The following is a 22,140-nucleotide window of genomic DNA, read 5'->3' as shown; positions in this document are numbered from 1 at the left end:
GGCGTGGAAGATGCGCAACGAGGGACTGGGGTCCTGGCCCGCTCGCCGGGCCCGCAAGACCCCGCACCGCACCGCCCTGGTCCACGACGGCCGGCCGGCGGACTACCGCACCCTGCACACCCGCACGACCCGGCTGGCCCACGCCCTGCGCGCCCGGGGCGTGCGGCGCGGCGACCGCATCGCCTACCTGGGCCCCAACCACCCCTCCTACCTGGAGACCCTGTTCGCCGCCGGAACCCTCGGCGCGGTGTTCGTCCCCCTGAACACCCGTCTCGCCGGACCCGAGATCGCCTACCAGCTCGCCGACTCCGGAGCCAAGGCCCTCGTCTTCGGCCCCTCGCACGCGGGCCTGGTCGCGGGACTGCCCGGCAACACGGACGTCCGCACGTACGTCGAGGTCGGCGGCGAGTACGAGGAGGCGCTCGCCGCGGCCTCCGACGAGCCGATCGACACCCCGGTCGCCCCCGACGACACCTGCATCATCATGTACACCTCGGGCACGACCGGCCGTCCCAAGGGGGCCATGCTCACGCACGGCAACCTGACCTGGAACGCGGTCAACGTCCTCGTCGACACCGATCTGATCGCCGACGAACGCGCCCTGGTCTGCGCACCGCTGTTCCACACGGCCGGCCTGAACATGCTGACCCTGCCGGTGCTCCTCAAGGGCGGCTGCTGCGTCCTGGTCGAGGCCTTCGACCCGGAAGCCACCTTCGACCTGATCGAGCGCCACCGGATCACCTTCATGTTCGGGGTGCCGACGATGTTCGAGCAGGTGGCCCGGCATCCGCGCTGGGCGGAGGCGGACCTGTCCAGCCTGCGGATCCTGACCTGCGGCGGCTCCCCGGTGTCCACCCCGCTGATCGCCGCCTACCAGCGGCGCGGGCTCACCTTCCTCCAGGGCTACGGCATGACCGAGGCGTCCCCCGGCACGCTGTTCCTGGACGCCGAGCACGCCATCAGCAAGGCGGGCTCGGCCGGCGTCCCGCACTTCTTCAGCGACGTGCGGGTCGTGCGCCCCGACCTCGCGCCCGTCCGCACCGGCGAGACCGGCGAGGTGGTGGTCCGCGGACCGCACGTGATGCCCGGCTACTGGGGACTGCCCGAGGAGACCGCCGCGTCCTTCGCGGACGGCTGGTTCCGCAGCGGCGACGCGGCCCGGGTCGACGAGGACGGCTACGTCCACATCGTCGACCGCATCAAGGACATGATCATCTCCGGCGGGGAGAACATCTACCCCGCCGAGATCGAGGACCTCCTGCTCGCCCATCCCGACATCGTGGAATGCGCGGTCATCGGCGTGTCCGACGACAAGTGGGGCGAGGTCCCGCGCGCGGTCGTCGTCCTGCGGGACGGCGCCTCGACCGACCCCGACGCGCTGCTGGCCTCGCTGGCCGGGCGGCTCGCCAAGTACAAGATCCCCAAGTCCGTGGTGGTGGCGGACGCGCTTCCGCGCACCGCCTCCGGAAAACTCCTCAAGTCCCGGGTGCGCTCCCGGTTCGGCACCGACTCCTGAACAACCATCCCGTGAGGAACGGCACATGAGCATCACCGTCAACGGCCTCGAAGAGCTGAAGAAGCTGGCCGGCAGCGACCTGGGCACCAGCGAGTGGATCGAGGTCACCCAGGAGCGCATCGACACCTTCGCCGACGCGACCGGCGACCACCAGTGGATCCACGTCGACCCCGAGCGGGCGGCCGCCGGGCCCTTCGGAGCGCCCATCGCCCACGGCTACCTGACCCTCTCCCTGTTCATCCCGCTCTTCACCGCACTGCTGGACGTGCAGGGCGTCACGACGAAGGTCAACTACGGGCTGAACAAGGTCCGTTTCCCCTCGCCGGTGAAGGCCGGCTCGCGCATCCGGCTGGTCGGCAGGCTGTCCGCGGTGGAGGACGTGCCGGGCGGGGTGCAGATCACCGTCGACGGGGCGATCGAGATCGAGGGGGGCGCCAAGCCCGCGGCCGTCCTCCAGAGCCTGTCGCGGTTCTACGCGTGAGGCGTTCCCCGTGACGCGGCCGGGGCGCGGTCCCGGGGATCCGCCGAGCGGCCGAGGCCGGTCAGCGGATCCCCCGCGCGCCCGCGGAGAGGCCATTCAGCCGACGACGTCCACGAAGACCGGGTTCGAGTAGAACCAGGTGTCGGCCCACGGGTCGCCGTCGCCCGGCTCGTGGGGGACGGGACCGTGCGGGTCCACGGACGCGCCGAGGTACCCGGTTCCGTGCCGGTTGCCGTCGCTGCCGCGCAGGCGGACGTAGAAGGACTCCTCGCCCACCGTGAGCGGGACGCGCAGGGTGTACGTGCCCTTGCGGCCGCTCACGTCCGTCGTGCGGACGACCTTCGTGTCGGGCGCCTTCCACGTGTCGCGGTCGGACACCGCGCCGCGCACCGCGCCCCTGATCACGTCCACATGCGCCAACTCCGGCAGGATCCCCTGGGGGTTGGGCCGGGAGGCGGTGGTGACGGTGATGTCCAGGGTGAGCCTCTCGCCCCTGCGGACCCGCAGCCGGCCGCCGAGCGTGACGCCCCGGCCGCCGCCGTGCTCCCGGCGCAGCCGGACCTCGAGCCCGTCGAGCAGATGACCGTGGTCGAGCCAGACGCGGCCCTCGCGCAGCCCCGTCATCACCGCCCGGTAGCCGTACCGGGTGACGCCCACGTGGGTCCGGCTGAACTGGCCCGGCCAGAAGTCGCTGCCCGGCTGCGCGGTGTCGGTGTCCACCGGGTCCGGCAGCCTGCCGGTGTTGTCGAAGTTCCGCCCGGCGGGCCAGTCCCCGTTCTTCCAGGTGTCGAGGACGGTCCGGTGGTTGTCGGAGTTGGTCGTGATCGAGAACAGCCGGCCCTCGGCCAGCATCGAGTCCCACAGGCCGCCCACGGTCGCGGTGGCCCAGTCGAAGCCGCCGTAGGTGAGGTAGGCGTCCGCCGGGTAGCCCGCCCAGGACTGGGCCGACGGCTTGTTCTCGTACTCACCGCGGACGGACGTGGCGCCGCGCAGGCCGGGCAGCGCCGCGCCCTGGGCACCGGGCGCGCCCTCCATGCCGATCATGATCTCGGGTGCCGCGTCGCGCCAGCCCCGCAGCTCGTGCGGGGAGTCGATGCCCAGCCGCAGCGGGTGGTTGGCGAGGACGAGGACGTCGTCGACGTAACCCGAACGGCGCTGCTCGGCCAGCCACTTGATCGCCCTGACGGCGTGGGCCTCGTTGCGGGCGGTGTCGGCCGCGCCGGCGGCGCCCTCGGTGTAGCCGAGCAGCTTGCCGTCGTAGGCGAGCTCGAACCGGGTGAGCAGGTCGACCTCGTGCGGGCCGGGCGCGGCGAACACCGTGCAGTGCTCGGCGGCCGGGATGTACCACTCCAGGCCCTGGAAGATCAGCTGCCGCGGGTTCGCCGCGCGGGCCGCGAGGATCTCCTTGTGCTCGAGCGCGGCGCCGTAGGCCGCGTGCCCGAAGTTGGAGTGCTCGTTGAACACCATCCAGTCCAGGCCGTACCGGGCGGCGGCCCGGGCCTGCTGGGCGAAGGTGTACTTCGCGTCATGGCTGTAGACGGAGTGGACGTGGTGGTCGCCGACCAGGTAGGCGAGGCGCGGGTCCTCGCCGCCGTGGCCGCGGCCGGCGGCGGCCGCCGCCGGGGTGGCCGCGCCGCCGAGGGCGAACGCGGCGCCGAAGAGTCCCGCGCGGCGCAGGAGGGCGCGCCTCGACACGCCCTGGGCGTCGAGGTCGGCGGGCGGGACGGACGGGTCGGCCCAGACGGGCAGTTGCTGCTCGGTCACGGTGATCCTCGTACAGGCGTCAGTGGGTCATGAAGGAGGTGACGGGCAGCGCCCGGGAGACGATCCGGACGTCGCCGAGGCGGCCGTGCAGGATCTGGTCGATCCGTCCGCCGTACTCGTAGCCGCCGAGCAGCCAGGGCAGTCCGACGGAGGTGATGCCCACGGCCGCCGCCCTCGGGTTGCGCACCACCGGGCAGCCCTCGACGTACAGCGTGGTGTGCCGGCCGTCGTTGACGACCGCGAGATGCCACCAGGTCTCCAGCGGCGTCTCCTGGCCCCAGTTGGTGGCGATGCCCTGCTGGTTCAGCGGACGCATCGCCCACTGCGGTTCCCGGTCGTTCGACAGGGACAGCGTGGCGAGCGGCTCGTCGGGGTCGTCGCCGGTCTTCCCCGCCGCGCCGCCCGTTCCGCTCCGGCCGAGCAGGCCCGACCAGGCGTGGTGCGAGGGGTCCCAGTCGGCGGGGAGCCGGTAGAACGCCTCGATGGTGTAACCGGCTCGGAAGGTCGCCGAGTTGAGCGGGGCGCCGTCGACGGTACGCAGATAGGCGCCCTTCAGCGGCGACTTGTAGCCGCTGAACTCCAGGCTGCCGTGTCCCGGCTGGTCGGGGTGGTGGTCGGACGACCAGGTCAGGGCGCCGCCGCCCACGGTGACGAGCGCGAGGTCGTTGCCCTGTCCGGACAGGTCGCGGACCGTGGCGCCGACCGCGGTGCCGTCGGCGTGTCCGTCGAACCGCCAGTAGGCGACGGTGTCGCGCACCAGCATCTTGGCCGCCGGACGGGCGGCGCGCGCGGGGACCGGGTCGAAGCCCGCGAAGCGCTCGGCGAAGTCGATGCCGACCGTGAACCGGTCGGCGTCACCGCTCAGTTCGATCTCCTGCCGCTCCAGCTCGTCGAGCCCCTCGGCGGCCCGGCCCATGATCCACGGGGAGACCGTCTCCACGTCGATGACGCCGCGGTCGAGGTCGAACCGGTAGAGGCGGATCATCGCCGCGCCGCCGAAGTAGCGGTTCTGGTAGTTCGTCAGATGCAGGTGGACATCGTGTCCCGCCGCGTTCTTGCGGACCGCCCGCGCGGCGGGCCAGTAGTGCCCGTTGAGCGTCAGGAAGATCTGGTCGTGGTCCTCGATCAGCCGGTCCCACAGCTGCTGCCCGTACGCCGAGAGGGAGTCGTCCCCGGCGACCAGTTCGTGCGTGGTCAGGACGACCGGTGTCCTCGGATGCCGGGCGAGGACGTCCGCGGCCCAGACGTACCCCTGCTCCGACAACCGCCAGTCCAGCGCCAGCACCATCCACTCCCGCCCGGCCGCCCGGAACAGGTGGAAGGAGTTGTAGCCGTCGGGGGAGGCCCCGCCGAACGTGGACTTCCCCCGGAAACGGGACGGGCCGAACGCCTCCAGGTACGGGGTCGTGCCCCGCTGGTCGGTCGTCGACGACTTCACGTCGTGGTTCCCGGCCAGCACGCTGTAGCCGACCCCGCGCCGGTCGAGCAGCCCGAACGCCGCACTGATCGCCCCGACCTCGTCCTTCGCCCCGTTCTGGGTGAGATCACCGAGGTGGGAGAGGAACACCAGGTTCTCCGGCCCGCCCTCGCCGCGCTCCAGCAGGTAGCGCAGCGAGGCCTCCACCGGCGCCCTGTCGATGCTCGGCCCGTCGAAGAGGTACTGCGTGTCGGGCATCACGGCGAGCGTGAAGCGGCGGCTGTCGGGGTCCGGCCGCCACTTTCCGGAGGCCGCCGCGGCCGTGGCCGGCAGCGTGAGGCCGGCCGTGGCGGCGGCGCCGAGCAGCGCGGTGGCGCGCAGGAAGCCGCGCCGTCCGGCACCGGCCTGCGCGGCCTCGCCCGGCTCATGGGCATGCGAAGTACACACGTGTGCTCCGTAGGGGAAGTCCGTTGCTGGGAACGGGGTTCAGAGAACGCGCAGGGTCCAGCTCCAGCGGTGGACACCCGGTGCGACCAGATAGGAGGGGAAGGTGTCGGGGCCGCACGACGCCGTCCCGAGACCGCGGTGCGCGGCGTCGAGGTGCACCACACAGCCGGCCCGCGGCACGAGTTCGTCGTGGTGGGCCACGGCGGTCAGGTCCTCGGCACGATGGCGTGTGACGGAGACCTGGCGCGGCTCGTCCAGGGCGACGGCGAGTCCGGTGGCGTCCGGCGCCGAGAGCGTGAAGTGCCGTACCCCGTGCCGGCCGCCGCTCTCCTGCGGACGCAGGTAGGGGGTGAACAACTCGTCGACCCCCGCGCTGTGGTGACCCACCGGGGCGCCCCCGCTGCGGTCGGGGTAGGACTCCCAGGGGCCCTGTCCGAACCACTCGAGCCGGTCCAGGCCCGCCACCGTCTCGAAGACCGTGCCGACCCGGGCCACGTCGTCGAACTCCTCCGGCAGCTCGGCCTCTTCGTCGACACGGATACCGCCCTCGACCGGGGTGAAGACCTGCCGGTGGCGCACCACGCCGGTGGGGCCCGCGTACTCCGCGAGCACGCTCACCCCGTCGCCCTCCTGGCGCACGCCGACCAGCCTGCGCACGAGGGTGTCCAGACCCCAGGCACGCCAGCGCCCGGCCGCCCCGCCCAGCTCGTCGTTGTCGGTGGGCGCGCGCCACAGCGACAGCGCGGGCGCGGTGCTCAGCAGCGGATGCACGAGGAGCCCGTCGGCGTCGATCTCGACGCGGCCGGAACCCGTGCGGTCCTCCACCGGCACCGGGGCGCGCAGCCGGACCTGGGGCGCGCACACCTCGGTGTCCGCCGGCGCCCACGGCAGCTCCCGCGCGGTCCTGACCCGCAGGGTCAGCCACGCCTCGCCGCCGTCCTCCGGCAGGGCGAACGGCAGCGGGACGACCGCGGTGGCGCCCGGCGCGAGCTCGGGCAGCTCGGCCGGGGCGGTGAGCGTCCCGCCGTGCGCGAGCGACAGCTCCCACTCGCCGGTGAGCCACTCCAGGCCGAGGAAGTGCTGGTGGTTGGAGAGGGTCAGCCCCTCCGGGCCGACGCCCTGGATCCGCACGGGCGCCGCGAGTTCGCGGTGCTCGTACATCACCGGCTTCGGGGTGCGGTCGGGGAAGACGACACCGTCCGCGATGAACGCGCCGTCGTGGTCCTTCTCGCCGAAGTCGCCGCCGTACGCCCAGCGGTACCCGGGTGCGGCGACACCGTTGTCATAGTGCCCGGCGCCCCCACGCCCGACCGGTCTTCCGTCGTTCACACGCTGAAGGATGCCGTGGTCCCAGAACTCCCAGATGAACCCGCCCTGAAGACCCGGGGTGGCCTCGATGGCGGCCCAGTGGTCCGCGAGCGTGCCGTTGCTGTTGCCCATCGCGTGGGAGTACTCGCACTGGATGAGCGGCTTGGTCTGCTGCCCGGACAGCGCGTGCGCCACACAGTCCTCCAGGGGCGCGTACATCGGGCAGGCGATGTCGGAGGCGACCCGCGGGTCGGCCCAGCCGCGCTTGGCGGCCCCCTCGTACTGCACCGGGCGGGTCGGGTCGTGGCGGCGCACCCAGCCGGCGGCGGCGTCGTGGTTGGCGCCGTAGTCGGACTCGTTGCCCAGCGACCAGATGATCACCGACGGGTGGTTCTTGTCCCGCAGCACCATCCGCGAGACCCGGTCGACGAAGGCGCCCAGGTAGCGGGGGTCGTCGGCGATCTCGTGGGCGTGGTCGTGGGACTCGATGTCCGCCTCGTCGACCACGTAGAAGCCGAGCTCGTCGGCGAGGTCGTACAGCCCGGGGTCGTTCGGGTAGTGCGCGGTGCGGATCGCGTTGAAACCGAAGCGCTTCAGCAGCACCAGGTCGGCGCGCATGTCCTCGTACGACACCGTCCGCCCGGTCAGCGGGTGGAAGTCGTGGCGGTTCACGCCCCGGATGAACACCCGCTCGCCGTTGACCAGCAGATCCCGGCCGACGATCTCCACGTCGCGGAAGCCGACCCGGTGGCGGGAGGTGTCGGCGACGGTGCCGTCGGCGCGGTGCAGCCGGACCGTCAGGCCGTACAGCTCGGGCGTCTCGGCCGTCCAGGCCCGCACCCCGGGCACCCGCGCGCGCAGCCGCGCCTCCCCGAGGAAGGCGGAGACGCGCTCCTCCTCGGCGTTGGCCCGGTCGAACTCCGTGTCCCGGGTCAGCTCCAGCCCGTCCAGGTCCGCGGCGACGTACCACCCCTCGGGCAGCGCCCCGCCGGAGTCCCGCACCAGGCAGTCCACCCGCAGCTCGCCGTCGCGCGACGCCCGGACGGTCACGTCGGCCAGCCGCAGCGGGTCGGTGGCGTACAGCAGCACCGAGCGGGTGATCCCGCCGTGCCACCACTGGTCCTGGTCCTCGATGTGCGAGGCGTCCGACCATTTGACGACCGTCAGCCGCACCACGGACCGCCGGCCCGGACGCACGACGTCGGTCAGGTCGAACTCGGCCGCCAGATGCGAGTCCTTGGAGATGCCGACGGGCCGCCCGTCCACGTGCACCAGCAGCACGCTCTCGGCGGCGCCCACCTGGAGCACGATGCGGCGCCCGGCCCACTCGGCGGGGATGTCGGCCTCCCGCTCGTACACGCCCGTCGGATTGGCGGCGGGGGACAGCGGCGGGACCTCCGCGAACGGCATGCGGATGTTCAGGTACAGCGGGAGGTCGTCCACGCCCTCGACGGTCTGCATGGTCCACACGCCGGGCACGGCCGCCGTCGACCAGGGACCGCCGACCGGCGCGTCCGGAGCGGACAGCAACCGGAAACGCCAGTCGCCGTCCAGGGAGTGTGCTCCGGAGCGCCGGTCGACGGCGTTCATGGGCAGCCGTCCCCACGAGGTCACCTCGGGTGCCTCCCAGGGGCGGAGCGTCAGCAGCGGATCGCTCACTTGATCGCTCCCTTCGCGAGGTCGCCGATCATCTGGCGGGCGCCGATCGCGAACACGATCAGCAGGGGGACGAGGGCGAGCAGTGCGCCGGTCATGACCATTCCGTAGTCCGTCGTTCCGTGAGTGCCGTTGAGCTGGGACAGCGCGACCTGGAGGGTCACGTTGTCGGGGTTGGTGAGGGCGATCAGGGGCCAGGCGTAGTCGTTCCACTGGCCCATGAAGGTGAAGATGCCGAGGAAGGCCAGACCGGGGCGGACCACGGGCAGGGCCACGTGCCAGTACTGGCGCAGGAAGTGCGCGCCGTCGATGCGTGAGGCGTCGAGGAGTTCGTCGTGGATGGCGCCCTTCATGTACTGCCGCATCCAGAAGATGCCGAACGCGTTGGCCGCCGCCGGCACGATCAGCGCCGTCATCGAGCCGATCCAGCCGAGCTTGGCCATGATGACGAACTGGGGGATCGCCTGGAGCTGCGCGGGCACCATGAAGATGAACATCAGCAGCACGAACAGCAGCCGCTTGCCGGGGAACGCGAACTTGGCGAAGACGAAGGCGGCCAGCGAGTCGAAGAACAGGACCAGGAAGGTCACCGTTCCCGCCACCAGCAGCGAGTTGAACATCGAGCCGAAGAAATCGATGTTGTCGAACAGGCTGCGCAGGTTCTCCGGGAAGTGGGTGCCCGGCAGCAGCTTGGGCGGATAGGAGAAGATCTCCGACGACGTGTGCGTCGACATGATCACGGCCCAGTAGAACGGGAAGGCCGAGAGCAGGACGCCGAGGACGAGCCCGGCGTGCAGTGCGACGCCCCTGCGGGCCGTCCCGTCGATCCTCTTGGTACGCCGGTTTCCTTGGGTGGATGCCATGGTGTGCGGGCCTCCCTAGTCTTCGCCCCGGCGCTGCACCAGGCGCCAGTTGATGATCGAGAAGAGGACGACGACGAGGAAGATGCCCCACGCCACGGCGGCGCCGTAGCCGAAGTCGTTGTTGTCGAAGGTCTGCTGGAAGAAGTACAGGACCATGGTCCGTCCGGCGTGGCCGGGGCCGCCCGAGAAGGTCGAGTCGTTCGAGGTGTTCTGGAGCAGCACCTGCGGTTCGGAGAAGCTCTGCAGACCGGTCACCGTCGAGACGACGAGCACGAACAGCAGCACCGGCCGCATCATCGGCAGCGTGATCCGGAAGAAGGTCTGCACCGGGCCCGCGCCGTCCATCCGCGCCGCCTCGTACAGCTCGCCGGGGACGGTCTGGAGGCCGGCGAGGAAGATGATCGCGTTGTAGCCGGTCCACTGCCAGGTCATCAGCGTGGCGATGGCGATCCTGATGCCCCACGGGGTGTTCAGCCAGGCGATCTGGTCGAACCCGACCGCCTGGAGGAAGGCGTTCACCAGGCCGAAGTTGGTGGAGAACACCGAGCCGAAGATGATCGCGATCGCCACGACCGAGGTGACGTTCGGCAGGAAGTAGGCGACGCGGTAGAGGTTCTTGAACCGGACGGCCGAGTTGAGCATCACGGCCGTCACCATCGCCAGGAAGATCATGGGGAAGGTGGCCAGCGCCCAGATGACGATCGTCGTCCCGATCGAGCTCCAGAACTCGGTGTCGCTCAGCAGGTACCGGTACTGCGACAGTCCCGCCCACTCCATCGAGCCGAGGCCGTCCCAGCGGTGGAAGGAGAGGTAGAGCGAGAAGCCGACCGGTATCAGACCGAAGCAGAGGAAGAGCAGGTAGAAGGGGGAGATCGCGGCGTAGAGGTGCCAGTACTTGCGCCAGCCCGTGCGGGGCCGGCCGACGGGGAGGTCCGCCAGGGCGGCGGGGGGCTTCTCCAGCGTGGGGAGGGCGGCCATCAGTAGCTCACCCCCAGGTGCTTCGCGATGCGCCGGCACTTGCTCATGGCGTCTCTCCAGGCCTGCTCCGGGTCCTTGCCGAGGACGCCGACGTTCTTGATCTCGTCCTTGACGGGCTGCCCGAGCGCGACGTCGAACGGGCTGTTGTAGGCGACCGCGATCTTCTGTGCGGCGGGCCCGAACACGTCCATCGTGATCTGGCCCCCGAAGAACTCGTCGGGTTCGCGCACCTGCTTCAGACCGTACGAGGCGGGGGTGGAGGGGAAGAGCCCGGCGTCCACGAAACCCTGCGCCTGGTTCCCCGCGTCGAGCATCCAGCTGATGATCCGGAAGGCCCGTTCGGGTTCCCGGCACGCCTTGGTGACCGACAGGAAGGACCCGCCGTTGTTGGAGGGCCGCACGGGCATGTCGGCCACCCGCCAGCGGCCCTTGGTCTTCGGCACGCCGTTCTTGAGGTCGCTGGTGGCCCAGGAGGCCCCCAGCTGGCTGGGCAGCTTGCCGTCCTCGACCGCCGACAGCTGGTCCGGGGTGCCGGTGACCAGGTTGGACACGATCTTGCGCTGCTTGGCCTCCACGGCGAGCGCCCAGGCGTTGCGCACGTGCTCCTGGTCGCCGATGAAGTGGCGGTCCTTGTCGACGTAGCGCGCGCTGCCCTGCTGGACCACGTTCTCGAAGACGCTGTTGATGTCCGTGAGCAGGTAGCTCCCCGGGATCCGCTGCCGCAGCCGCTCGCCCGCAGCGAAGAACTTCTCCCAGGTGTCGAGCTCCTTCGACACGTCGGCGGGCTCGTAGGGCAGGCCCGCCCGGCGGAAGACGGCGTACTGGTAGAAGTGCGCCACCGGCCCGCAGTCGATGGGGAAGCCGACCATCGTGCCGTCGTCCGCGATGCCCTGCTCCCACTTCCAGGGCAGGTACTGCTCCCGGTACCGGTCGGCGCCGAGGGTGCGCAGGTCGACGAACTGGTCGGCGTTGGGCAGGTAGGACGCCATGTCCTCGCCCTTGAGACCCGCGATGTCGGGGATGTGCGCACGGCCGGCCATCGTCGTGATCAGCTTCGACCGGTAGTAGCCGCCGATCTTGATGGCCTGGAGGTCGACCGAGCTGTCGTAGCGGGTCCGCGCGTTCTTGACGACCGTGTCGCCGAGTCCTCCGTCCCAGTACCACAGGACCATGTTCCGGCCGGTGGAACCGGTCGGAACGGCACAGCCGGACGCCAGGCCGCCGAGCGCCGTGGCGGCCGAACCGGCCAGGCCCGCGCGGAGCAGGCCTCTACGTGAGAGCCGCACAGCTCCCACCGCCTTTCGGATCTGTTCGCGTCTTCGCAGACGGGGTGCCATTCGAGGGGCAGGTGTGGGGTTGTCTTTCGTGGCCCGCCGCGGTCAGTGCCGCGGGGCGGGCGGGGTGACCGGGGCGTACCGCACGGGCGGGCCCACGTCCGCCGGGATGCGGTCGGCGAGGAAGCCGTGGGCGCGCCGCAGCGCGGGGTCGCGCAGCGAGCGCCACCAGCGGTCGACGCCGTACCAGCCGGGGGCCGCGAGCGCCCCGCCGTGGTGCCCCACCGAGAGTCCGGCGGCGAGGACGGCGAACCGCAGCCGTTCCTCCAGCGGCCAGCCGCCCAGCGAGGCGGCGACGAAGCTCGCGCCGAACACGTCGCCGGCGCCCGTGGCGTCCAGGACATCGATGTCAAGGGCGGGCACCTCCGCGAACTCCCCGGTCGTCTGGTCGACCGCGACCGCGCCGTCCGCGCCCCGGGTGACCACGGCCACCGGCACCAGATCCGAGAGCGTGCCGAGGGCCGCGACCGCGCTGTCGGTACGGGTGTACGCCATCGCCTCGGTCTCGTTGGGCAGGAACGCGTGGCACAGGGAGAGCTGGTCGAGCAGCTCGGTGGACCACCGTTCGGTCGGGTCCCAGCCGACGTCGGCGTAGATCCGGGTGCCGTTCGCGGCAGCCTTGGCGAGCCAGGCGCGCGGCTCGGCCTCCAGGTGCACGAGGGCCGTGAGCGCGTCGGGCGGGTCGCCCATCAGCGTGTCCTGCGAGTACGGCGGCTCCTGGCCGTGGGTGACCAGGGCGCGGTCCTGGCCCTGCGCGAGGGCGACGGTGACCGGGGTGTGCCAGCCGTCCGCGACGCGGGACAGGCCGAGGTCGACGCCCTCCTGGCCGGCCAGGACCTCATGGCAGTGGGCGCCGTAGAAGTCGTCACCGAAGACCGTGGCCAGCGAGGTGCGCAGGCCGAAGCGGGAAGCGGCCACCGCGAGGTTGGCGATGCCGCCGGGGCCGCAGCCCATGCCGGCCGTCCAGATCTCCTCGCCGGGCCTGGGCGGCCCGCCCAGTCCGGTGAGGACGAGGTCGTAGAAGAGCAGCCCGGTGAGCAGCACCTCGGGCCGGTCGTCGTCCACTACATCCTCCTCGCAGGAGAGCCCGCCCCGTGCGGGGGAGCCCGTCAAACCTCTTCAATTCGGTGACCGGAATCGTGCGCCCCTCGGCGAGATTGGTCAATACCTCAGCAGAAGTGAGCATAGATTTGATTGAAGATGACGAGTAGTGTTCACGCCGTGCTGGCAGAACGACGACATCAACTCATCCTGCGGGCCCTGCGCTCCGGTGGCCCCGCAGCCGTGACCGATCTCTCCGAGCAGCTGGGTGTGAGCCCCGCCACCATCAGGCGCGACCTGGTGAAGCTCGAGGAGGACGGCCTGCTCACCCGGGTGCACGGCGGCGCCGTCGCGGAGGAGGGTGACCAGCCCTTCGCCGAGGTCGCCGAAGTGCGCGTGGGCGAGAAGGACGCCATAGCCGCGCACGCGGCGGCCCTGGTCGCCGACGGGCAGTCGGTCCTCCTCGACATCGGCACCACCGCCTACCGCCTGGCCAGGCAGCTGCACGGCCGCCGGCTGACGGTCATCACCAGCAACCTCGTGGTCTACGAGGAGCTGGCCGACGACGAGGGCATCGAACTGGTGCTGCTCGGCGGCATGGTCCGCCGGGAGTACCGCTCCCTGGTGGGCTTCCTCACCGAGGACAACCTGCGGCAGCTGCACGCCGACTGGGTCTTCCTCGGCACCAGCGGGGTGCGCCCCGGCGGTCAGGTGATGGACACGACGGTCGTCGAGGTGCCGGTGAAACGGGCCATGATCAAGGCCGGTGACAAGGTCGTCCTGCTCGCCGACTCGGCGAAGTTCCCGGGCACGGGCATGGCGAAGGTCTGCGGTCCCGAGGACCTGGACGTGGTGGTGACGGACACGCCGGTCGACCCGGCGACCCGGTCCTCCCTGGAGGAGGCGGGCGTCGAGGTGGTCGTGGCAGGAAAGGTGCGAGAGTGAAACTGACGATTCTGGGCGGCGGCGGGTTCCGGGTGCCGCTCGTGTACGGGGCGCTCCTGACGGACCGCGCCGAGGGCCGGGTCACGGACGTCGTGCTGCACGACCTCGACGACGGCCGGCTCCACGCGGTCGCCCGGGTGCTGGCCGAGCAGGCGGCCGCCGTCCCCGACGCCCCCCGGGTCACCGCCACCACCGATCTGGACGAGGCGCTGCGCGGCGCCGACTTCGTCTTCTCGGCGATCCGCGTCGGCGGCCTCGAGGGCCGGGCGGACGACGAACGGGTCGCCCTCGCCGAGGGCGTCCTCGGGCAGGAGACGGTCGGCGCCGGAGGCATCGCGTACGGACTGCGCACGGTCCCCGTCGCCGTCGACATCGCCCGCCGGGTGGCCCGGCTGGCCCCCGACGCCTGGGTCATCAACTTCACCAACCCCGCAGGCCTGGTCACCGAGGCCATGTCCCGCCACCTCGGGGACCGGGTGATCGGCATCTGCGACTCGCCGGTCGGGCTCGGCCGCCGTATCGCCCGCGTGCTCGGCGCGAAGCCCGAGGAGGCGTGGATCGACTACGTCGGTCTCAACCACCTCGGCTGGGTGCGCGGCCTGCGGGTGGCCGGCCGCGACGAGCTCCCGCGGCTGCTCGCCGACCCGGACCTGCTCGGCTCCTTCGAGGAGGGCAAGCTCTTCGGCACCGACTGGCTGCGCTCCCTCGGCGCGATCCCCAACGAATACCTGCACTACTACTACTTCAACCGGGAGGCGGTCCGCGCCTACCAGCAGGTCGACAAGACCCGCGGCGCCTTCCTGGCCGAGCAGCAGGCCCGCTTCTACGAGGAGATGAAGCGCCCCGGCTCCGCGGCCCTGACCGCCTGGGACCGCACCCGGGCGGAGCGCGAGGCCACCTACATGGCCGAGAACCGGGAGAGCGCCGGCGCCGGCGAGCGGGACGCCGACGACCTCTCCGGCGGCTACGAGAAGGTCGCCCTCGCCCTGATGCGGGCCATCGCCCGCGACGAGCGCGCGACCCTGATCCTCAACGTCCGCAACCAGGGCACGCTCTCCGTGCTGGACGCCGACGCCGTCATCGAGGTGCCCTGCCTGGTCGACGCCAACGGCGCGCACCCGGTCTCGGTGGCCCCGCTGCCCGACCACGCCACCGGGCTGGTCTGCGCGGTGAAGGGCGTCGAGCGCGAGGTGCTTTCCGCCGCCGAGTCCGGCTCGCGCGCCACGGCCGTGAAGGCGTTCGCGCTGCATCCGCTGGTCGACTCCGTGAACGTGGCCCGCAAGCTGGTCGAGGGCTACACCGACGTCCATCCCGGCCTGGCGTACCTTAAGTGAGCACCGGAGGGAAAGCGCTTTCTCGATCTGCTTCCCCTCCGCCGCTCCCTCCGGTGCGCCCAGCCCCGGCCCCCCGGCCTCCCCGCCCCACGTGGTCCCTCTTGTTGGAGACAGCCCATGCATGACGAACGCCGCCGCATCGAGGAGCGCGTCGAGCGCGTCCACAACCAGCGCGTCAAGCCCGCCATCTACGCCGCCGCCGTGCCCTTCGAGGTCGAGGCCTGGCAGGCGCCGGGAGAGCCCGTCCCCTTCGCGGAGGCCGCCGCCGCCGCTTACGAGCCCTTCGCGATGGACACCCCGTGGGGGCCGCCCTGGGGCACCACCTGGTTCCGGATGCGCGGACAGGTGCCCGCCGAGTGGGCGGGCAGGCGGGTCGAGGCCGTCATCGACCTCGGCTTCGTGGGCGACTGGCCGGGCAACCAGGCCGAGGCCCTCGTCCACCTCACCGACGGGACGCCGCTGAAGGCGGTCAACCCGCTCAACCAGTACGTGCCGATCGGCAACCCGGCGACGGGCGGGGAGGTCATCGACTACCTGGTCGAGGCGGCCTCCAACCCCGACATCCTGGCGAACGACTTCGCGGGCCCGACCCCGCTGGGCGACGTGCTGACGGCGGGCGACCGCCCCCTGTACACGTTCCGCCGGGCCGACATCGCGGTGCTCGACGAGGAGGTCTGGCACCTCGACCTCGACCTCCAGGTGCTGCGCGAGCTCATGGTCCACCTCGGCGAGCACGAGCCGCGCCGCCACGAGATCATGCACGCCCTGGACCGCGCGATGGACGCCCTCGACCTCGACGACGTCTCCGGCAGCGCCGCGGCCGTCCGCGCGGTCCTCGCGCCCGTCCTGGCCAGCCCCGCCCACGCCAGCGCCCACACCATCTCCGGCGTCGGGCACGCCCACATCGACTCCGCCTGGCTGTGGCCGATCCGCGAGACGAAGCGCAAGACCTCCCGCACCTTCTCCAACGTCACCTCGCTCGCCGAGGAGTACGACGACTTCATCTTCGCCTGCTCCCAGGCCCAGCAGTACGAGTGGGTGCGCGACAACTACCCGCAGGTGTGGGCGCGCATCCAGGAGTCGGTGAAGAAGGGGCAGTGGGCGCCGGTCGGCGGCATGTGGGTCGAGTCCGACGGCAACCTGCCCGGCGGCGAGGCCATCGCCCGCCAGCTGGTGCACGGCAAGCGGTTCTTCATCGAGCACTTCGGCATCGAGACCAAGGGCGTCTGGCTCCCGGACTCCTTCGGCTACAACGCCGCCTACCCGCAGCTCGCCAAGCTCGCGGGCAACGACTGGTTCCTCACGCAGAAGATCTCCTGGAACCAGACGAACAAGTTCCCCCACCACACCTTCTGGTGGGAGGGCATCGACGGCACCCGCATCTTCACGCACTTCCCGCCCGTCGACACCTACAACGCGCGGTTCAGCGGCGAGGAGATGGACCGCGCCGTGCGCAACTACTCCGAGAAGGGCGGCGGTTCACGCTCCCTGGCGCCCTTCGGCTGGGGCGACGGCGGCGGCGGCCCCACCCGCGAGATCATGGAGCGGGCCCGCCGGCTCGCCGACCTGGAGGGCTCGCCCAAGGTCGTCGTCGAACACCCCGACGCGTTCTTCGCCAAGGCCCGCGAGGAGTACCCGGACGCGCCCGTCTGGGTCGGCGAGCTCTACCTGGAGCTGCACCGGGCCACGTACACCACCCAGGCCCGCACCAAGCAGGGCAACCGGCGCAGCGAACACAAGCTGCGCGAGGCCGAGTTGTGGGCGACCACCGCGGCCCTGCACGCGCCGGGCTACGCCTACCCGTACGCCGCGCTCGACCGGCTCTGGAAGACGGTGCTGCTGCACCAGTTCCACGACATCCTGCCGGGCTCCTCGATCGCCTGGGTGCACCGCGAGGCCGAGGCCGAGTACGCGCGGGTCGCCGAGGAGCTGGAGGTGCTGACGGCCGAGGCGGTCGCCGCGCTGAGCGGCGGACGCGGCGGTGACACCGCCCGGGTGTTCAACACCAGCCCGTACGACCGCGCCGAGGTGGTCCGCACCCCCGCGGGCGCACCGGCCTACGTCGAGGTGCCCGCCAACGGCAGCGCCCCGCTGGCCGGCGCGGAGCCCGCACGGCCGGTGACCGTCTCCGGGCGGGTCCTCGACAACGGGCTCGTGCGGGTGGAGGTCGCCGAGGACGGCACCCTGTCGTCCGTGTTCGACCTGCGGGCCGACCGCGAAGTCCTCGCCGACCAGGGCAACCTGCTGCGCCTGCACACCGACCTGCCCAACTACTGGGACGCCTGGGACATCGACAAGCACTACCAGAACCGGTACACCGACCTCCTGGACCCGGACTCCGTGACGGTCGTCGAGGAGGACCCGCTCGTCGGCGCGATCCGGGTCACCCGCTCGTTCGGCAAGGGCTCCACGATCACGCAGACCATCACCCTGCGCGCCGGCAGCCCCCGCATCGACTTCGAGACCGACATCGACTGGCACGAGGCGGAGAAGATCCTCAAGGCGGCCTTCCCGGTGGACATCCGGGCGGCGCACTCCTCCGCCGAGATCCAGTTCGGGCACATCCAGCGCCCCACCCACACCAACACCAGCTGGGAGGCGGCCCGGTTCGAGGTCTCCGGCCACCGCTGGGTGCACATCGGTGAGCCCGGCTACGGCGTCGCGGTCATCAACGACTCCACCTACGGCCACGACGTCTCCCGCACGGTCCGCGAGGACGGCGGCACGACCACCACCGTCCGGCTCAGCCTGGTCCGCGCCCCGCGCATCCCGGACCCGGAGGCCGACCAGGGCCGGCACCGCTTCGCCTACGCCCTGCTGCCGGGCGCGAGCATCGAGGACGCGGTCGCCGAGGGCTACTCCCTCAACCTGCCGCTGCGCGTGGCCGACGCGACGGACGCCGCTCCCGGCCCCGTCGTCTCGGTGGACGGCGACGGCGTCACCGTCGAGGCGGTCAAGCTCGCCGACGACGAGTCCGGGGACGTCGTCGTCCGGCTCTACGAGTCCCGTGGCGGCCGGGCCACCGGGGTCCTGCGCACGGGCTTCCCGCTCGCGGGCGCCCGGGTGACGGACCTGCTGGAACGACCGCTGGAGCCCGCGGTGGTCGGCGAGGACGGCTCCGTCGCCGTCGCGCTGCGCCCCTTCCAGATCCTGACGCTCCGCCTGGAGCGGCAGCCCTCCGGCCGCTAGCCCCCGGCCCGCCCGCGCCGGCCCTCGGCCGGTCGGACGGCCCGCGACGCGCCGCCCCGGCGGCCGTCGCGGGCTGGGTCTGCCGGGCTGGGTCTGCCGGGCTGGGTCTGCCGGGCTGGGTCTGCCGGGCTGGGTCTGCCGGGCTGGGTCTGCCGGGCTGGGTCTGCCGGGCTGGGTCTGCCGGGCTGGGTCTGCCGGGCTGGGTCTGCCGGGCTGGGTCTGCCGGGCTGGGTCTGCCGGGCTGGGTCTGCCGGGCTGGGTCCGCCGGGTCGGGTCCGCCGGGCCGGGTCCGCCGGGCCGGGTCCGCCGGGCCGGGTTCGTCGTGTCGGGTCCGCCGGGCCGGGTCCGCCGGGCCGGGTCCGCCGGGCCGGGTTCGTCGTGTCGGGTGTGCTGGGTCGGGTCCACATGGTCGGTGTGCCGGGTCGGGTCCGCCGGGTCGGGTCTGCCGGGCCGGGGCGCCGGGCGGCAAGCCCGGGACACGGGCCTTGTCCGGCACGCGGAGCTCGTCCGGCACCGGACCACGTCCGGCGTGCGGAGTTTGTGCGGCACCGGGTCACGTCCGGCGCCGGACCACCGGGCGCGTGCCGTGGTGCGCGCCCTTCTTTCCCATGAAGTGCCCTGCTGCGCGGAGGAGTTCAGCTGTGCCCATGCAACCCTGGTTCACCGACGCCAAGTTGGGGATCTTCGTCCACTGGGGGATCTACGCCGTCGACGGCGTCCAGGAGTCCTGGTCGTTCTACGACGACATCGTGCCCCACGAGCAGTACATGTCCCAGCTCGACCGCTTCACCGGCGCCCGCTACGACCCGCGGGCCTGGGCGGACCTGTTCGCCCAGGCCGGCGCCCGGTACGCCGTCCTCACCAGCCGCCACCACGACGGCGTCGCCCTGTGGGACACCGCCCACGGCGACCTGAACCTGGGCCGCGACTACCTCACCGGTTACGCCGACGCCCTGCGGGAGAAGGGCCTCAAGGTCGGCCTGTACTACTCCCACTCCGACTGGAACCACCCGGACTACGCCAGCACCCGCAAGCCGGGCCGCCCGCCGGAGATGGAGGACAACCGCTACTCGGAGTGCTCGGCACAGGACGAGGACCTGGTGGCCTGGGAGCGTTTCCTCGCCTACCGGGACGGGCAGGTCCGCGAACTGGCCTCGCGCTACCGGCCCGATCTGATGTGGTTCGACGGCGAGTGGGACCGCAGCGAGGAGCAGTGGCGCATCAAGGAACTCGCCGCGCTGATCCGCTCGTACTCCCCGGACGTCGTCTTCAACGCCCGCATGCTCAGCGAGGGCGACTACGCCACCCCCGAGCAGGGCGCCCCCATCGAACCACCGTCCGGGCCCTGGGAGTTGTGCCTCACCATCAACGACTCGTGGGGGTACCGGCACGACGACCACCACCACAAGTCGCTGACCCAGCTGGTCCGCTACTTCACCGAGACCATCGGCGGCGGCGGGAACCTGCTGCTGGACGTCGGTCCGATGGAGGACGGCACCGTGCCGCGGCCGCAGGCCGAGCGGCTGGAGGGGCTGGGGGAGTGGATCCGCAAGCACGAGGCGGCCGTGTACGGGACGGTACGGGGTCTCCCGGCCGGGCACCACTACGGGCCCAGCACCTTGTCCGCGGACCGGCGCACCCTCTACCTCACCCTGTTCGACATCCCGCGCTCCGAGATCGGCGTGCGGGGTCTGGTCACGCCGGTGCGCAGGGTCTCGGTGCTCGGCACCGGGACGGAACTCGCCCACCGTGTCGTGGGCGGTCTGCACGAGGCGGTCGGCGTGCTGTGGATCGACCCTCCCGCGGGCTCCGACCTGGACCCGCACGCCACGGTCCTCGCGGTGGAACTGGACGGCGAACTGGAGCTCTACCGGGGCTCCGGACGGTTCTGAGCGCCGGCGGCGCCGCACGGCGTCCGGGCCGGCCGGCCGCTCCCCGTGACAGCGGCCGACCGACCCGGTCCCCCATGACGCCGGGAATCCCCCGTCGATTCCCGGGTTTCCCCCGTCGATCCCTGTGCTTCCCCCCGGACCCCGGATCTTTCCTGTCGTTCCCCCGTGGGGTCCTTCACCCATAAGAGGGGGCTTCCCGGGTCCTGATACACCCCGCGCCGAAAAAAGTCCCCCGGACCGCGGTCCGGGGGACTTCTGCGTGATCGGTCGGCCGGGTCAGCCGGTGAAGCCGGCCGTGATCGAGGTGAACTGCCAGGTGCTCTGGCTGATGCCGGAGCAGTTGCTCACCACACCGCCGCCCGGGCACGGCCGGTCGCGGTTGACGGCCCAGTAGGCGAGCCGCGCGATGTGGTGGGAGTTGGCCCAGTCCCTGATCTGGGTCCAGATCGCCGGGGTGGTGTTCTCCTGCTGGTCGGACAGGCCGTTCATGCCGGAGATGCCGATGTGGGCGTAGGCGGTGGCGTCGTCCCAGCCGAAGGTGGACTTCAGCTTGTTCTTCAGCCCCTCCGTGGCGTTCACGGTGTTGCCGTACATGTCCGAGCCGCCGCCGAAGTCGAACGGCATGATGGTGAAGACGTCGATGTCGGCGCCGAGCGACTTCGCCTGCTCGATGAGACGGTTGCCGTAGTAGGTGGGGCCGGTGGTGGACGTCCCGAAGGTGACGATCGTCTTCAGGCCGGGGTTGTTGGCCTTGACCGTCTTCAGCGCGGTGAGGATCCGCGCCTGCACGGCCTCGTTCTCGAACTCGTCCGTGTTCTCGATGTCCATGTCGATCGCCTTGAGCGAGTAGGCGTCGATCACCTTCTGGATGGCGCCCGCCAGCGCGCTCGCCGAGGAGCAGTTGGCGCCGAGCTTGCTGCCCTGCCAGCCGCCGAACGAGGGCACGATGTCACCGCCCGCCGAGCGGACCTGGTTGATCACGCTCTGGTCGACCCCGCCGGTCAGCGGCCGGTTGCTGTCCCACATGGGGTTGCAGCCCCCGCCGTCCAGCATGAACGCCATCGTGAACCACTTGACGCCGGTGGAGCTCATCACCGTGGACACGCTCGGCGGGTCGCCCCAGCCCTCGAACAGATAGGGCGCGGCCTGCTTGAACCCGGTCCCGCCCCCGCCGCCGGCGCTGGTCGTGACGCTCACCGCGTTGGAGGCCGCGGAGGTGTTCCCCGCGGCGTCGCGGGCCTTCACCGTGAAGGTGTAGCCGGTGCTCGCGGAGAGCCCGCTCACGGTGGCGGACGTGCCGGACACGGTGAGCACCTTCGCCGACCCGCTGTACACGTCGTAGCCCGTGACCCCGACGTTGTCGGACGAGGCGTTCCAGGCCAGCGACACGCTGGAGGAGGTCTTGCCGGTCGAGGTGAGTGCGCCGGGCGCGCTCGGTGCCTGGGTGTCCGAGCCGCCGCCCGGGCCGTCGAGGCTGATGTCGTCGGCGTAGTAGGTGCCCTGGGCGTACCAGCCGTGGACGTAGATCTTGGCGCTGGTCTGCGCGGCCCCGGTGGTGAAGGACACTGACAACTGGCTGTACGCGGAAGGCGACGACGTCCAGGTGGAGGCGCCGCCGTCGACGCCGAGGTAGACGTAGGAGCCGCGTACCCAGCCGGTCAGCGCGTAGGTGGTGCCGGGCTGTACGGAAACGGTCTGGCTGCACTGCGCGGTGTCGCTCGCACTCACCGCCCCGGCAAGGGCCTTGGACCCGCTGTGGGTCGGGGAGGAGACGACCGACCCGAGGTTGCCGGTACAGGACCAGGGCGAGAGGGACCCCGATTCGAGACCGGGGTTGGTGAGGATGTTGGCCGCCTCGGCGGTGCCGGGCAGGGCGACCGCCCCGGCGAGGGCGAGTCCGGCGGTGCCGAGCAGGGCGAGGAAGCGACGCCAGGGGCGTCCGAGGGGTCTGGTGCGCACGCGATCTCCCTGGAGG

The 22,140-nt window shown here is 71.7% G+C and carries 14 protein-coding genes; 6 read left to right on the top strand and 8 right to left on the bottom strand.

The window, feature by feature from the left end; genetic code table 11:
* Nucleotides 1–10 precede the first annotated feature (10 nt).
* Together Saso_RS28985 and Saso_RS28980 are read left to right on the top strand one after the other, a co-directional pair.
* On the top strand, nucleotides 11–1,516 hold the full coding sequence (locus Saso_RS28985) for an acyl-CoA synthetase (RefSeq protein WP_189928607.1): 1,506 nt from the start codon (nucleotides 11–13) through the stop codon (nucleotides 1,514–1,516).
* 25 nt (nucleotides 1,517–1,541) lie between these two features.
* Complete coding sequence (locus Saso_RS28980) at nucleotides 1,542–1,997, top strand: MaoC family dehydratase (RefSeq protein WP_189928606.1); 456 nt, start codon at nucleotides 1,542–1,544, stop codon at nucleotides 1,995–1,997.
* A 96-nt stretch (nucleotides 1,998–2,093) separates the two neighbouring features.
* On the opposite strand, the gene Saso_RS28975 is transcribed toward Saso_RS28980, so the two are convergent.
* From Saso_RS28975 to Saso_RS28945, 7 genes are all read right to left on the bottom strand, one after another.
* A complete protein-coding gene (locus Saso_RS28975) occupies nucleotides 2,094–3,761 on the bottom strand; it encodes a histidinol-phosphatase (protein ID WP_189928605.1) in 1,668 nt (555 codons plus the stop codon).
* A 19-nt stretch (nucleotides 3,762–3,780) separates the two neighbouring features.
* Complete coding sequence (locus Saso_RS28970; RefSeq protein ID WP_189928604.1) at nucleotides 3,781–5,625, bottom strand: LamG-like jellyroll fold domain-containing protein; 1,845 nt, start codon at nucleotides 5,623–5,625, stop codon at nucleotides 3,781–3,783.
* Nucleotides 5,626–5,664: 39 nt separating this feature from the next.
* Nucleotides 5,665–8,592, bottom strand: a complete 2,928-nt coding sequence (locus Saso_RS28965; RefSeq protein ID WP_189928602.1) for a glycoside hydrolase family 2 TIM barrel-domain containing protein — start codon at nucleotides 8,590–8,592, stop codon at nucleotides 5,665–5,667.
* Entirely contained in the window at nucleotides 8,589–9,452 is an 864-nt protein-coding gene (locus tag Saso_RS28960) for a carbohydrate ABC transporter permease (protein ID WP_189928600.1), read from the bottom strand. Before Saso_RS28960 ends, Saso_RS28965 begins: the two co-directional genes overlap by 4 nt.
* A gap of 15 nt (nucleotides 9,453–9,467) precedes the next feature.
* On the bottom strand, nucleotides 9,468–10,430 hold the full coding sequence (locus tag Saso_RS28955; protein ID WP_189928598.1) for a carbohydrate ABC transporter permease: 963 nt from the start codon (nucleotides 10,428–10,430) through the stop codon (nucleotides 9,468–9,470).
* Nucleotides 10,430–11,716: an ABC transporter substrate-binding protein gene (locus Saso_RS28950; protein WP_189928596.1), complete on the bottom strand. Its 1,287-nt coding sequence runs from the start codon at nucleotides 11,714–11,716 to the stop codon at nucleotides 10,430–10,432. The genes Saso_RS28955 and Saso_RS28950 overlap by 1 nt, the downstream gene beginning before the upstream one ends.
* Nucleotides 11,717–11,809: 93 nt before the next feature.
* A complete protein-coding gene (locus Saso_RS28945; RefSeq protein ID WP_189928594.1) occupies nucleotides 11,810–12,829 on the bottom strand; it encodes a carbohydrate kinase family protein in 1,020 nt (339 codons plus the stop codon).
* A 156-nt stretch (nucleotides 12,830–12,985) separates the two neighbouring features.
* On the opposite strand from Saso_RS28945, the gene Saso_RS28940 reads away from it, so the two are divergent.
* From Saso_RS28940 to Saso_RS28925, 4 genes are all read left to right on the top strand, one after another.
* Nucleotides 12,986–13,750: a DeoR/GlpR family DNA-binding transcription regulator gene (locus Saso_RS28940; RefSeq protein ID WP_189928615.1), complete on the top strand. Its 765-nt coding sequence runs from the start codon at nucleotides 12,986–12,988 to the stop codon at nucleotides 13,748–13,750.
* Nucleotides 13,747–15,084, top strand: a complete 1,338-nt coding sequence (locus Saso_RS28935; protein ID WP_189928592.1) for a 6-phospho-beta-glucosidase — start codon at nucleotides 13,747–13,749, stop codon at nucleotides 15,082–15,084. Before Saso_RS28940 ends, Saso_RS28935 begins: the two co-directional genes overlap by 4 nt.
* Nucleotides 15,085–15,201: 117 nt before the next feature.
* Complete coding sequence (locus Saso_RS28930; protein WP_189928590.1) at nucleotides 15,202–18,273, top strand: alpha-mannosidase; 3,072 nt, start codon at nucleotides 15,202–15,204, stop codon at nucleotides 18,271–18,273.
* Nucleotides 18,274–18,914: 641 nt separating this feature from the next.
* The gene (locus Saso_RS28925) at nucleotides 18,915–20,165 is read left to right on the top strand and encodes an alpha-L-fucosidase (protein ID WP_189928589.1); all 1,251 of its coding nucleotides are present in this window, start codon (nucleotides 18,915–18,917) and stop codon (nucleotides 20,163–20,165) included.
* A 276-nt stretch (nucleotides 20,166–20,441) separates the two neighbouring features.
* Here Saso_RS28925 and Saso_RS28920 read toward each other — a convergent pair whose 3' ends face one another.
* Nucleotides 20,442–22,124, bottom strand: coding sequence for a carbohydrate binding domain-containing protein (locus Saso_RS28920; protein ID WP_189928587.1), 1,683 nt, complete (start codon nucleotides 22,122–22,124; stop codon nucleotides 20,442–20,444).
* Nucleotides 22,125–22,140 lie beyond the last annotated feature (16 nt).

Source organism: Streptomyces asoensis (assembly GCF_016860545.1).
Lineage (GTDB): Bacteria > Actinomycetota > Actinomycetes > Streptomycetales > Streptomycetaceae > Streptomyces > Streptomyces asoensis.
Note: the sequence above shows the minus strand (reverse complement) of the source record. Positions and strands in the feature narration are given on the sequence as shown.